12 protein-coding genes are annotated in these 13545 nt (G+C 67.5%); 1 reads left to right on the top strand and 11 read right to left on the bottom strand.

Features of this window, described 5'->3' with window-relative positions; genetic code table 11:
• Positions 1–13: 13 nt before the first annotated feature.
• Entirely contained in the window at positions 14–1390 is a 1377-nt protein-coding gene (pcaB, locus tag AC1DYD_RS09860; protein WP_478172619.1) for a 3-carboxy-cis,cis-muconate cycloisomerase, read from the bottom strand.
• Positions 1391–1494: 104 nt separating this feature from the next.
• Between pcaB and AC1DYD_RS09855 the strand changes: the two genes are divergently transcribed.
• A complete protein-coding gene (locus AC1DYD_RS09855) occupies positions 1495–2244 on the top strand; it encodes a GntR family transcriptional regulator (RefSeq protein ID WP_478172554.1) in 750 nt (249 codons plus the stop codon).
• 239 nt (positions 2245–2483) lie between these two features.
• On the opposite strand, the gene AC1DYD_RS09850 is transcribed toward AC1DYD_RS09855, so the two are convergent.
• The 10 genes from AC1DYD_RS09850 to AC1DYD_RS09805 all read right to left on the bottom strand — a co-directional run bounded on the left by AC1DYD_RS09850 (position 2484) and on the right by AC1DYD_RS09805 (position 13465).
• A complete protein-coding gene (locus AC1DYD_RS09850) occupies positions 2484–3059 on the bottom strand; it encodes a hypothetical protein (RefSeq protein WP_478172553.1) in 576 nt (191 codons plus the stop codon).
• Positions 3060–3694: 635 nt separating this feature from the next.
• Complete coding sequence (locus AC1DYD_RS09845) at positions 3695–4120, bottom strand: YdhR family protein (RefSeq protein ID WP_478172552.1); 426 nt, start codon at positions 4118–4120, stop codon at positions 3695–3697.
• Between the two features lie 180 nt (positions 4121–4300).
• Positions 4301–4531 carry a methyltransferase family protein gene (locus AC1DYD_RS09840; RefSeq protein ID WP_478172551.1) on the bottom strand — a complete coding sequence of 77 codons (231 nt, stop codon included), beginning with the start codon at positions 4529–4531 and terminating at the stop codon, positions 4301–4303.
• 719 nt (positions 4532–5250) lie between these two features.
• Positions 5251–6144: a LysR family transcriptional regulator gene (locus AC1DYD_RS09835; RefSeq protein ID WP_478172550.1), complete on the bottom strand. Its 894-nt coding sequence runs from the start codon at positions 6142–6144 to the stop codon at positions 5251–5253.
• A 5-nt stretch (positions 6145–6149) separates the two neighbouring features.
• On the bottom strand, positions 6150–7052 hold the full coding sequence (locus AC1DYD_RS09830; RefSeq protein WP_478172549.1) for a LysR family transcriptional regulator: 903 nt from the start codon (positions 7050–7052) through the stop codon (positions 6150–6152).
• Positions 7053–7168: 116 nt separating this feature from the next.
• Positions 7169–8074 (bottom strand): SDR family NAD(P)-dependent oxidoreductase, encoded by a 906-nt coding sequence (locus tag AC1DYD_RS09825; protein ID WP_478172548.1) that lies wholly within the window; start codon positions 8072–8074, stop codon positions 7169–7171.
• A gap of 112 nt (positions 8075–8186) precedes the next feature.
• Complete coding sequence (locus tag AC1DYD_RS09820; protein ID WP_478172547.1) at positions 8187–9023, bottom strand: thioesterase family protein; 837 nt, start codon at positions 9021–9023, stop codon at positions 8187–8189.
• Between the two features lie 10 nt (positions 9024–9033).
• Complete coding sequence (locus AC1DYD_RS09815; protein ID WP_478172546.1) at positions 9034–10536, bottom strand: class I adenylate-forming enzyme family protein; 1503 nt, start codon at positions 10534–10536, stop codon at positions 9034–9036.
• 12 nt (positions 10537–10548) lie between these two features.
• Positions 10549–12183, bottom strand: coding sequence for an acyl-CoA dehydrogenase family protein (locus AC1DYD_RS09810; RefSeq protein ID WP_478172545.1), 1635 nt, complete (start codon positions 12181–12183; stop codon positions 10549–10551).
• Positions 12184–12217: 34 nt separating this feature from the next.
• Entirely contained in the window at positions 12218–13465 is a 1248-nt protein-coding gene (locus tag AC1DYD_RS09805) for a branched-chain amino acid ABC transporter substrate-binding protein (protein WP_478172544.1), read from the bottom strand.
• Positions 13466–13545 lie beyond the last annotated feature (80 nt).

Here is a 13545-nt window from a genome sequence, read left to right as displayed (position 1 = left end):
CTCTCCAGGCGTCTCAGGCGCTGACTTCGGCGGACAGCGCCAGCGCGCGGTCCACCATCTGCGGTGCCAGGCCCAAGTAGTTGGCAGGGTCGGTGAGGCGATCGATGGTGGCGCGGTCGAAATGCTTCGTGACTTCCGGCAGGGCCGCCAGCGCTTCGGCCAGCGTGCCGCCCTTCTCGTTGACCGTGCGGCAGGCGTCGTACACGACGTCGTGCGCCTGCTGCCGACCGATGTGCGGGGCCATGCCCATCATCACGGCCTCGGCCACGATCAGACCCTTGGTAATTCCGAGGTTGTGGGCCATGCGGGCTTCGTCGACGATCAGCCCGCCGAGCGCGAACTTGGCCTGATGCAAGGCGCCCGAGGTCAGGATGAAGCTCTCGGGGATCGCGATCCATTCGGCGTGCCACGGGCCGGTGGCGCGCTCGAAGTCCTGCACCATCGCATCGACCATCAGGCCGGCGTGCTGGCGCACCGCCTTCGAGGCCGCCAGCATCAGCTCGCTGGAGATCGGATTGCGCTTCTGCGGCATCGTGCTCGACGCGCCGCGCCCCTTGACGAAGGGCTCGTAGACCTCGGCGAACTCGGTCGACGCCATGATCATGATGTCGAGCGCGATCTTGCCGAGCGAACCGGTGACGAGCGCCAGCAGGTTCACCGCTTCGGCAAAGCCGTCGCGGGCCACGTGCCAGGTGGTGGCGGGCACGCCCAGCTTGAGTTCTGCGGCCATCGCTTTCTGAACGTCGAAGCCCTTTTCGCCGAGTGATGCCAGCGTGCCCGCGGCACCGGCGAACTCGACGACCGCCACGCGTGGGCGCAACTCGGCGAGGCGCTGCTGGTGACGGTCGAACATGGCGAGCCAGATCGCCACCTTGTAGCCGAAGGTCACGGGCAAGGCCTGCTGCAGATGGGTGCGGCCGGCCATTGGCGTGTCGCGATGCCTGCGTGCCAGTGAGGCGAGGATGCCGCGCAGCTCGCGGATGTCGGCGTCGACGCTGTCGAGCGCGTCCCGCACCTGGAGAGCGACGGCGGTGTCCATGATGTCCTGCGTCGTGGCACCCCAGTGCACGTAGCGGCCTGCCTCGCCGCACATCCCTACGAGTTGGTGCACGAGCGGCAGGATCGGATAGCCGACGATGTCCGTCTCGTGGCGCATGTGATCGAAGTCGATGCGCTCGAGCTTCGATTCGCGTGCGATGACCTCGGCCGCGTCGGCGGGAATCACGCCAACCCGCGCTTCGGCCTTCGCGAGTGCGACCTCGACGTCGATGTAGCGCTGGATGAGTGCTCCATCGGAGAAAATTTGCCTCATCTTCTGCGTGCCGAAGGCATCGCGGAACAGGATGGAATCAACGACAGTGCTGGCCATGGGAAACGAAGGAGTCGACATGAATGCCTCTTGAAGTGGGGAGAGATGAACGCTAATATGTCCGAACATATTCAACTTTAATATGTTCGGACATAGCTCCAATTTGGGGTTTACCCTTAAGAACCATGAACGCCATGCTTGAACCGGCTCCGCAGAAGGCGAACTTCGCGAACATCGCCCGCCACCTGACCGACGCGATCACGTCGGGGCACTTCAGCGTCGGAGCGCTGTTACCGACCGAACTCGAGCTGTGCAAGCACTACGGGACCAGCAGGCACACCGTGCGTGCGGCGCTGGCCGAACTGCAGCAACTCGGGCTGGTATCGCGGCGCAAGAACGTGGGCACGCGGGTCATCTCGGCGAAGCCGAGGGCTGGCTTCCGGCCGTCGCTGGCGTCCGTCGACGATCTGGTCCAGTTCGGCGAGGAGCATCTGCGCGTGGTGCAATCGATCGCGCCCGAAACGGTGACAGGCGACCTGGCGAAGGAATTGGGGTGTGGGGAGGGCACATCCTGGCTGCGCATCTCCACCTTGCGCATGGTCGGAGACGAAAGTGCCATGCCGATCGGCTGGACGGACGTGTATATCGACGCCGCGTTTTCCGAGATCGGAGAACTTGTGGAGGAATCGCCGGACGCGTTGATCAGCTCACTTATCGAGGAACGCTACGGCCGTCAGATCGCAGAGATTCAGCAAGACGTGAGGGCGTTCACGATCACCGATGCCGGCTTGGCCGAGAAGCTCCACGTCGAGCCTGGGGCCTCGGCGTTGAAGATCGTGCGGCGCTATCTCGATGCCGACGACGAGCTGTTTGAGGCCTCGGTCTCGGTGCATCCTGCGGACAGATTTTCCGTGTCCATGCGCCTGCGCAGATGACGGGAGCTTGCCGTCGGACTCGAACTGGATTCTGAAGTCCGCTTTCGCGGTAAGGCGACATTCAAGTCAAACGCAACGAAGGTCCGGATGTGGCCGACTGTAGCCTGTAGCCTACTCGGCGCTACGGGCCCAAAGCTGCCGGTCGAAGCGTCCAGGAAAATGACGTTGGCGAATGACTGTGCATGGCTGATCGCACCGCCGAACCGCGGCCATGCACACTGCTTCGCGGTCGCCAACGCTCAGTTCAGGTGGAGTGCACCCCAAACGTGCGGGGGAAAGGTGAAAGGTTGCTTGGTTGGGTCGAGGTGGGTGTCGTCGAGGCAGCCAACGAATCTGCCGGGAGAAAACAAGCCTCGCACCGTCAGCGTGAACTGCGCCACGCCTGCACCGCAGCCGTACGTGTCCTGATCGAGAGCGGGCGGCCACAGCACGAAACCCCCCTCGACCCGGCCGAAGTGCAAGTGATCGTCGCGATCGAACCAGTACCAGCGTCCGCCGACGACCGTGACCCCGCTGCCGCCGATCCCGGCAACGCCGACGCGGTCGATCTTCGCGGTCCAGCTACCGCCGTTGCCGTTCGTGGTCCAGCGATCACATGCGGCAGGGTTCGGGCCACCGTCCTGATAGGGAAGGTTGTCGATGCCGGCGAAGGTCACGCCTTGGGTCAGACCGGACACGTCGGTGCCGGGCGACACCTCGTAGCCCGAAAGGCAGGTGTCGAGGGCGAACGCGATATTTCCGCCGCTGAAAGCGAGGACACCAGCCACGACGGCTCTACGGCAAACGCCTGCATTTCCAGCGAGTTCGGCGGTCATGATGTCACCTCCGCTCGATCGGTCTGACACCGTACTCTCCTGCAGTCCAGAGCAGTTCGCGAATGTTGAGACCGGCCTTGTTCGCAAACTCCCTGGCAGCGGCGGCGCGCGGTCGTTTCCTTGACCGTTTGCATGCCCTCTTCGGTGAAACTCATTAAACCAGCGTAGGTGACCATGTCATCTCCTTCGGGTTCGCCATGAGCGGCCGATGCCATCTGCCTCGAACCGACGCGGCCGCCTGACGTCGTTCAAGCTCGCTGACAGTGAAGCGACTTTCGAATCATCGGCAAGGCAGGTTCCGTAATGGGAGCGGACCTAGCGCGGAGGGGGCAAGGAACTTCACTGCGAGATGCCGCCGTGATGCTACGCGCTTCCGACGCAATGGCAAGATGATCGGCTCCCGCCGCTCTAGCGGCATTTCGTGCGCCAGTGACCGCTTATCCGTGTCAAGGCTGGGAGGTTGCGATGAACCTCCGCTGCTGGTGGCCGACAGCGGCCCGCGCGGAGGATGCCATAGGATTCGCAAAAGGCTCCACGCTGGGTAAGCAGGCGGGCATCACGCCTTGACGCCTGAGGTGCGGTTGTGTGGTGAGGCTTTGCAACGTGCTGCGGCCGTCGTTCGTCCCCGCCGCCGATCAGTCGAGCCCGCCCGCCTGGCCGCTCGCCTTGTCGGTCAGCGCGACCGTCTCGAAATAGCCGATTTTCGGCTCCGCGCCGTAGCGGGCGCGGATTCCGGCGAGCCATTCGCCAGAATAGAAGCGTTCGGCCGCCTCCTGGTTCACCCACATATAGACGCCGCCGGCGACCTTGCCGTCGCGGGCGCAGATGAACTGCTTGCGAATAAAGCCCGGAATTCTGAGGAAATCCGGGGCGATCTTCGTGAAGTGGGCGCGACACTCCTCAAGGCCGATGTGCGGCGGCAGGTCATAGACGCCGGCCTCGTCGACGCGTTGCCAAGGCAGGCCGAGCACCAAGGCGTCGAATTGCGGGTGGCTCAGACCGAGCGTTGCGCCGGCATTGTTGGGCCAGGCGAACTTGCCCTGGTGAAAACGCCGTGCCAACTATCACTGCCGTTCCGATCGGGCACGGTCGAAGTTGCTGCACATCTCCCGAACAATGTTCAAAGTTGATGGGCCGCGTCCGTTGGTCGGCGGCTTCGGCCAAACCCGGCGATCAGGGTTTCAAATGGAAGGGCAATCACCTTAGTGGCCCCTGGATCGAAGTCTTTGTGGGCGTGAGACTCACCAGAACCAGCGTGGAACATGACGAGCATACTCGTGCCACTGAGCCCCATGTGTACGCGCGAGCCAAGGCTCTTCGCCAAGTACAACGCGCAGGTGGAAGGCGACAGCCACAACGATGGCGTACACAAATAGCCCCGCCAACCCGAACGACACCGCCCAGCCAAGAAGGATGAGCGTGACGGCGATGTACATGGGATTGCGCGTGTAGCGGTACAGGCCGACAACCACTAGGTGCGCCGGAGGCGACCAAGGGGCAAGCGTGCCTTTGCCACGAACGTAGAAGTCACGAATGCACCACAAGAGCGCGAGGCAGCCAACGATCAGGGGAGCGAGACCAAGCGGCTGGACAAGCTGAGTGTGAGAACTGGCCAGCAGCCAGGAGACAGGAACGGCAAACGCGACAGCGCCAGGCAGCGCGAGGAAGGCTAGCAGCGGCCGGCTTGTTTCATCGGTGGTGTATGAACTGGTGACGGCACCTCGGTCGACGCTGGTATGCGCCAGCGCGAACTTAGCGCCGGTGCAATCGGTGGCATGACCCCCGAATCACTAGATGCTCATGGGGTTGGAGTTGACGTGCTCGAAAGCGGACCGTCGCGAGTGACAGGTGTTGGCCGATGAGAGCCGACCGAACCACAAGAAAGACTGATTGCAGAAGTTCACCCGCGAGGCGCGAAGGGCACGGATGGGCCCAACCCGGCTGTTCGATTCACTCGAATGCGGGCGTTCGTCTGCAAGCGCATCTCGGTAACTTCAACCGGTGAGTGGGAAAAGCGCAGCAACTGCAGGAATGACCCCTCGAGCGGCAGTCGCAGTTGTTGCCGAGGTTCTTGATGTTGCTAGCGATCCACAACCCGCAACTGCAGCTCTTCACACTTTGCACGGACGGGCGACCTGCTGCTTTCCCCGGGGGGCAGCGAACCACACACAGTGGGGAGCGTGGGGGCCAGTCAGGCCGGGTCTGGGGTTCGGAGGTGCTCCAGCACAGAGCGCGCGGCCGCCGTCAGGTCCTGCTCGCGCCGCACGCACAGCAGGTGCCGGCGCACGGCCCACGGCGCGTCGAGCCGCAGGCAGCGCAGCCGCAGGATCTGCATCTGGGGCAGGATCGCGGCCAAAGGCAGCACGCCGATGCCGATGCCCTGCTCGACCATCCGGCACACCATGTCGAAGCTGCCGACCTGCATGCGGACCTTGAGCGGCGCCTGCGCCTCGAGTGCGGCGCCCAGCAGCACGCGGTGCAGCGCCGTGCCTTCGCGCACCACGATATGGTCGTGGCGCAGCACCTCGTCCACGCCGATGCGCCGGCGCCGGGCCAGCGGATGGTCGCGCGCCACCACCACGGCGAGTTCGTCGCTGCGGTAGGCCAGGCATTCGAGCCCCTCGGCTGGCGTCTGGCCCTCGATCACGCCGATGTCGGCCAGTCCGCCGAGCACCGCCTTGAGCACCTCGGTGCTGGCGCGCTCCTGCAGGTCGATCTTGAGCACCGGGTGCAGCCGCAGGAAGGCGCCGATCTGCGCCGGCAGGAACTGGGCGATGGCCGACGCGTTGGCCGTGATGCTGACCACGCCCGTCACGCCGTTCTGGAAGTCATCGAGCTCGGCGCCCAGCCGGTCCATGGCCGACAGCACGGCGCGCGCATGCACCAGCAGGCCGTGGCCCGCGGAGGTCAGCGTGACGCCGCGCGCATGGCGCACCAGCAACGGCAGCCGGGCCCGTGACTCCAGGTCGGAGATGCGCTTGCTGGCAGCCGCCAGCGCGATGTGGCAGCGCTTGGCGCCCTCGCTGATGCTGCCGTGGTCGGCCACGGCGACGAACAGGCGCAGCGATTTCGGGTCTGCTGACATCGGGCTCAGGCCGACTTGGACGGCTGGGCCAGATAGTCGAAGAGTTCGCGCGCCGAGGCCGGCAGCTGCTCGCGGCTGCGGGCGATGATCTTCAGCTCGCGCTCGGCCCAGGCATCGGTCAGCGGCAGCGTCTTGATGCGCAGTGCGCGCGACAGCCGCCGCGCCGACGAGGCCGGCAGCACGCCGACGCCGACCCCGGCCTCGATCATCAGGCAGATGGCCTCGAAGCTGCCGACCTGGATCCGCGGCGCGTAGCCGCGGCCCGCGAGCTCGGCCTTGCGCAGCAGGAAGCGGTGGATCGCGCTGCCATGGTGGAGCCCGACGTGCTGCTCCTCGAGCGTGTCGACGAAGGCCATCGCGCTCGCCTCGGCGAAGCGATGCGCGGCCGGCACCACCAGCACCAGCTGGTTGCGGCCGAAGGGGCGGGCATCGAAGTCGCCGGTGTGCACGTCGCCCGCCAGGATGCCGATGTCGGCGCCGCCGTCGGCCACCGAGCGCACGATCTCCTCGCTGAGGTACTCGCGCAGATCGACCTGCACCGCCGGATGCTGCGTCAGGAAGCCGGCCAGCTTCTCGGGCAGGTACTCGGTGATCGAGGTGGTGTTGGCGAACACCCGCACATGGCCCTTGATGCCCTTGCCGAAGTCCTGCATGTCGATGCGCAGGTGCTCCATCTGCTGCATCACGCGCTTGGCATGGTAGAGCAGGGCCTCGCCGGCCGCGGTCATGTTCACGCCCTGGGCGGTGCGGTGCAGCAGCTTGCCGCCGATGACTTCCTCCATCTGCTTGATGCGGGTGGAAGCGGCCGCGAGCGAGATGCAGGCCTTGTCGGCGCCGCGCGTCAGACTGCGCGCCTCCGCCACATAGGCGAAGAGCTTGAGGTCGAACAGGTCGAAATGAAGATTCACGCGCGGATTGTCCCGCGAATTGCCGGGCGGGCGCCGGGCCGCCCCAAGCAGGCCCGCGGCCCCCTCGGGGGGCAGCGACCACACGAAGTGGGGAGCGTGGGGGTCAACGGGTCATTTCAGATGGGATCCCAGCTGAACACGTCGGCGGAGCGGTCGAGCGGATAGAAGCTGGCCCGCATCGCCGGCATCGCGTGCTCGGCGATGGTCTGCGGCGTCCAGCCTTCGGAGCGGTGGACCGAGCGCACCGGCCGCGGCTGGCTGATCAGCGAGATCTCGTTGTTGCGCACCGAGAAGATCTGGCCGTTGACCTCGCGCGCCGCGTCGCTGGCCAGGTAGACCGCCAGCGGCGCGATCTTCGACGGCGTCATCTGCTGGATCTTGGCCACGCGCGCCTTCTGCTCCTCGGTGTCGGTCGGGATGGCGCCGATCATCCGGCTCCAGGCGAAGGGCGCGATGCAGTTGGAGCGCACGTTGAACTTCAGCATGTCGAGCGCGATGGACTTCGAGAGCGCCGCGATGCCGAGCTTGGCGGCCGCATAGTTGGCCTGGCCGAAGTTGCCGATCAGGCCCGAGGTCGAGGTCATGTGCACCATTGCGCCCGAATTCTGTTCCTTGAAGAAGGTCGCCGCCGCCCGGCTCACGAAGTAGCTGCCGTAGAGATGGACCTTGATCACCGAATCCCATTCGTCGACCGACATCTTGTGGAAGAAGCGGTCACGCAGGATGCCGGCGTTGTTGACCACCGCGTCGATGCGGCCGAAGTTGTCGACCGCGCACTGCACGATGCGCGCCGCGCTCGCCGCATCGGCCACGTTGTCGGCGTTGGGCACGGCCTCGCCGCCCAGCGCATGGATCTCGTCGACCACCTGCTGCGCGGGCCCGGCGCTGTGGCCGGCGCCGTCGACCGCGGCGCCGATGTCGTTCACCACCACCCGGGCACCGTGCCGCGCCATGGCGAGCGCGATGTCGCGGCCGATGCCGCCCCCAGCGCCGGTGACCAGAACCACTTTGCCTTCGACCATCGGATCTCTCCTGAAACGTGCCTGCGGGATCGCTGGCGAAGAATGCCACGGCGGCCGCCGCCCGTGCTTCGGAATTCCGAAAGAGGGGCTTCGGCCCCGGGGTGAACGGGCCTCAGCGGCCGGGGCCCGCGGCGCGGTCGCGCAGCACCAGCGTCTGGATGGCGACGCCGACCGGCCCGTCTTCGTCGTACAGCCGCGACAGCGTGGTGCCGGCGCCGCCGGCGTCGGCCTGGGTATCCGACGACAGGCCGACCCATTCGCCCACCGGCTGGCGGTGCAGGTGCAGGCTCAGGTCGGCATTGGAAAACACATAGCGCTCGGCCTCCAGCACCCAGCTCAGGCCGTTGCCGAAGTCGGCCGCCGCGGCGGCGCGCATCGCCGGCGAGTTCGGCGCGCCGGCCACCAGCGGCACGGCGAGACGGAACCAGGCCGCGCCGGGGCCTGGCCGCGAGACGTCGCCCTGGGCGGCGAGGGTGTCGACGGCGGTGCCGTAGAACGAGCGGCCCGCGGGCAGGCCGGGGATGCGCAGCGGCTCGCTGCAGTCCCGGGGCAGCGGCAGCAGGCGCGGCGGCGACCGCCCGGGCAGGCCGTCGGGCAGCGCCAGCGCCTGCGCGCGCAGCATCAGCGCATGGGCGCGCGCCACCAGGGTGTCGCCGGCGAACAGGTCGATCGTCAGGCGCGTGGTCGAACGGGCGGGATGCGCGCTGCAGCGCGCGGTCAGCGGCGCCACCGGCACCGGCTTGATCAGTTCGACGCTCAGGCGCACCAGCTGCCAACCGGGCTCGGCCATGGCGCTCTCGGCCACGTGCGCCATCAGGGCGCTGGGCGCGCCGCCGTGCTGGGCGCGGGGGTCCCATGGCCCGCGAGAGAGTTCGGAGGGCTGCCAGACATCGCCCTCGCGCGTGAAAACGGCAGCGGGGCGTTCGGGGTCGATCGAGGTGCGGGTCATCGCCGCATTTTTACCGCAGCTGGTGCTTGAGCAGCTTGCCTGTCGCGGTGCGCGGCAGCGCGTCGCGGAATTCGTAGGCGCGCGGGATCTTGTAGCGCGCCAGCTGCGGCTCGAGGAACTGGCGCAACGCTTCGCCGTCGAGCGTCCGGCCGGGGCGTGCCACCAGCACCGCCGTCACCGTCTCGCCCCATTCCGGATGCGGCCGGCCGATGACCGCCACGTCCTGCAGGTCGGGGTGCATCGCGAGCACATCCTCGACCTCCTTCGAGTACACGTTCTCGCCGCCGGTGACGATCATGTCGCGCAGCCGGTCGACGATGAAGAGGAAGCCGTCCTCGTCGATGCGCGCCAGGTCGCCCGTGCGGTACCAGCCTTCGTCGTCGAAGGCGGCCGCCGAGGCCTCGGGGTTGTCGAGGTAGCCCTTCATGATCGCGGGCGAACGCAGGTGGATCTCGCCGACCTCGCCGGCCGTGCAGCGCTGCCCGTCGGCGCGGCGCAGCTCGACCGCGACGCCCGGCACGCCCGCACGGCCGATCGAGCCGGCCTTGGCGATCGCTTCCTCCGGGTAGAGCACCGTGCCCAGCGGGCCCGATTCGGTCATGCCGTAGACCTGCACGAAGCGGTCGCTGCGGTAGCTGGCGGCCAGCTTGCGCGCCATGTCGGCGCCCAGCGGGCCGCCGCCGTAGGCCCACATGCGCATGGCGCTGAAATCGTAGGACTGCACGTCGGGCACTGCCTGCAGCGGCGCCAGGAAGGCGATCGGCGCCCCGAAGGTGAAGCTGATCCGCTCCTGCGCCAGCGCGTCGAGGAAGGCCCTGGGCGCGTACTCGCGCAGGAACACCGCGCTGCCGCCCATCAGCAAGGTGCCGAGCAGCCAGTTGTTGAGCGGCGACGAGTGCCACGCCGGCATCGCGATCAGGGTGCGCTCGTTGCGCGTGATCGAGGTGCTGGCGGCCGCGCAGACGGCGGCGAGGAACACGTTGGCATGGGTGTGCAGGCAGCCCTTGGGCTTGCCGGTGGTGCCGGAGGTGTAGAGGATCTCGGCCAGCGCATCGCCGGCCGGCGGCGTGTCGTCGTCGATGGGCGCGGCCTGTTCGAGCAGGTCGTCGAAGGAGGGCATGCCGGCGCCGGCGCTGTCGGTCGCGAGCCAGCCGAGCACAGGGTCGATCTTCTGTGCCAAGGGGGCCAGCGTGCCGTCCACCACGCACAGCTTGCTGCCCGAGTGGCGCAGCACGTACGCGACCTCGGGGGCCTGCAGCTTGTGGTTGACCGGCACCACGGCCGCGCCGAGTCGCCAGGCGCCGAACAGCGCGATCGCGAAGCCCGGCGTGTTGAAACACAACAGCGCGACCCTGTCGCCCGAACCCACGCCCTGGCCGCGCAGCACGGTGGCAGCGCGGCGGGTGCGCTCGGCGAACTCGCCATAGCTGAACGAGCGGCCGGCGGCGCGCAGGAACTCCTTGGCCGGCTGCACGCGGGCGTGCTGGTCGAGAATCGAGACGAAATCAGTCATGCGTGCCGCGCCTCACTGCCAGGCCGCGCGCAGCAGGGCGGCCGGGTCGCTGGTGCCGGCAGTGATGCCCGTCACCGGCCCCCAGTCGGCATCGAAGCGACTGCCGATGAAGGCGGTCGAAGCTTCCGTGCTGGCATGCTGCAGCATCAGGCAGGCCTGGGCGGTCAGCGCCAGGCGCTGCGTGAAGCGGCGTGCCTGCCGTTCTTGTTCGGCCGGCGGCAGCAGGACCGCATCGCGCAGCGCCTGCGTCTGCGCCAGCACGCGGGAGTCCTGCGAGGCGACGTCCTGAAGATGATCGAGCACCCGGTGCGCATCGTCCGGGTTGCGCGAGATGGCGCGCAGCACGTCGAGGCTCATCACGTTGCCCGAGCCTTCCCAGATCGAGTTCACCGGGGCTTCGCGGAACAGGCGGCCCATCGGAGCGTCTTCGACGTAGCCGTTGCCACCGAAGACTTCCATCGCTTCGCCGGTCAGCGCCACCGCGCGCTTGCAGTTCCAGAACTTGGCCGCGGGCGTCATCAGGCGGCGCCAGGCCGCGTCCAGTGGCTCGGTCGAGCCGAAGTGCGAGGCCAGGTCCATGGCCAGCAGCGTCGCGGCCTCGGACTCGAGCGCCATGTCGCCGAGCAGCTCGGTCATCACGGGCTGGTCGACCAGCGCGCGGCCGAAGGCATGGCGGTTGCGCGTGTAGTGCAGCGCCTGCGCGAAGGCCTGGCGGATGAAGCCGGCGCTCGCGAGCGCGCAGTCGAGGCGGGTGTAGGTCGCCATGTCGATGATGGTCGGGATGCCGCGGCCTTCCTCGCCGACGAGAACGCCCCAGGCGTCCTTGAACTCGACCTCGCTGCTCGCGTTGGAGCGATTGCCCACCTTGTCCTTCAGGCGCTGGATATGGATCGGGTTCTTGCTGCCGTCCGGCCGCCAGCGCGGCACGAAGAAGCACGACGGACCGTGTTCGTCCGTCTTGGCCAGCACCAGGTGGGCGTCGCACATCGGCGCCGACATGAACCATTTGTGCCCGGTGATCAGGAACTCGTCACCCCAGGGGCCCTGGCCTGCAGGCACGGCCCGCGAGGTGTTGCTGCGCACGTCGCTGCCGCCCTGCTTTTCGGTCATGCCCATGCCGACGTTCATCGAGCGCTTGTCGGCGAAGGGCAGATCGCGTTCGTCATACGCCATGGCGCTGAACTTGGGTCCGACGGCGTCGAACAGCGCCGGGTTGAGGCGCACCACGGGAATGCAGGCCTTGGTCATCGTGGTCGGGCAAGTGGAGCCCGACTCGATCTGGCTGTGCATGTAGAGCGAGGCGCCGTAGGCGGTCCAGGCCGAGGGGCGCGGGTCGAAGAAGGGCAGGTTGGCGATGCCGTTGCGCCGCGCGATGGTCATCATCGCGTGCCACGAAGGGTGGAATTTGACGAAGTCGATGCGCTCGCCGGTGCGAGAGTGCGTCTGCAGCTCGGGCTCGTAGCGGTTGGCGTCCTCGGCGGCACGCAGCGTGGCTTCGGCGCCGTACGCCGCGCCCTGGCGCACCAGCTCGTCGTCGCGCCAGCCGGCGCCGCCGCGCGCCACCGCGCGGCGCAGCGCGGGGTCGCTGGTGTAGACGTTGTAGTCCTTGAGTTCGGGGGCCTGGTTGTCGGGATGGATGCCGGTCATGGTGTGCCTTTCGGAGGTGAATGGGGGTGCGGGCTCAGCCGCCCGCCGGGCGCTTCATCCGGCAGGTGGTGGCCTGCTCGGCCGCCTTGGCATCGACCACCGCCACCTGCCTCCAGCCCAGGCCGGTGTTCTCCTGGTCGTGCACCACGGCCTCGCCGTCGACCTTCTCCCAGCTCAGGACGTAGATCGGCTGCTGGGCCTGGTGGTCGGACTTGCGCATCTCGACCGGGCCGTTGAGGCCCTCGAAGCGCATGCCTTCCATCTTCGCGGCCACGACCGCGGGGTCGGTCGACTTCGTCTCGCGGATCGCCTGCGCCAGCATCACGATCGCGTTGTGGCCCAGGCCGTTGATGAAGTCCTCGTTGACCTGACGCTTGAAGCCGCCGAGCAGCGGCTGGGACGCCAGGCGCGGGTCGTTCGGGCTGAAGGCCGAGACCAGCTTGACCCGGCCTTCGCCCGCCGCCCCCATGGCGCTCGGCACGCCGAAATTGTTGCCGTTGAGCGTGTAGAAGTCGACGCCCAGGCCGGAATCGCGCGCGGCGCGCACGATCAGCGACAGGTCGGCGCCGAAGTCGGCCGTGATCACCGTGTCGGCGCCGGCGCGCTTGATCTTCGCCATGTAGGGCGCGTAGTCCTTGACCTGGCCCAGCGGATGGAAGTCGTCGCCGACGATCTCGATGTCGGGGCGCTTGCCGGCCAACTGCTCGCGCGCCGCCCTCGAGACCTCCTGGCCGTAGGCGTAGTTGGGGTTCAGCAGAAAGACCTTCTTCACGCCGGGATGAAGCGCGATGTGCGTCGTCATCGCCGCGACCTTCATGTCGGAATTCGCATCGGTGCGGAAGTGCCAGAAGCTGCACTGCGCATTGGTCATCACGGGCGCCTGCGCGGCATAGTTGAGGTACACGATCTCCTTGCCCGGATTGCGGCTGTTGTGCTTGTCGATGGCGCCAAGCAGCGCGATGCCGACGGCCGAGGAGCTGGCGCCCTGCACCACGTAGCGGATGTCCTGGGCCACGATCGAATTGAGCAGGCTCAGCGCCTCCTGGGCCGACAGCTTGTTGTCGAAGGCCACGATCTCGAACTTGGCCGGCCCGGCCCAGCCTTCGTCGTTGGCCATCTTGACCGTGTACTGGAAGCTCTTGAGCACGTTCAGGCCGAGGCCGGCCATCGGCCCGGACATCGCGTCCAGCGAGGCGATCTTCACGGTCGATGCGGGTTGGGCCGACGCGGCTGCGGCGGCCAGCGCGAGCGCGGCCGAGGCCGCCCGGAGGATGGTTTTCATGCGTCTCTTGTCTCCCGTTCTTGTGGGTTCTGCGCCGGTCTTCGGCGCTGCTGTCCATCGCTGCAGAATGCAGCCTGTCA

It is taken from the genome of Variovorax sp. P4_B11 (genome assembly GCF_056402355.1).
Note: the sequence above shows the minus strand (reverse complement) of the source record. Positions and strands in the feature narration are given on the sequence as shown.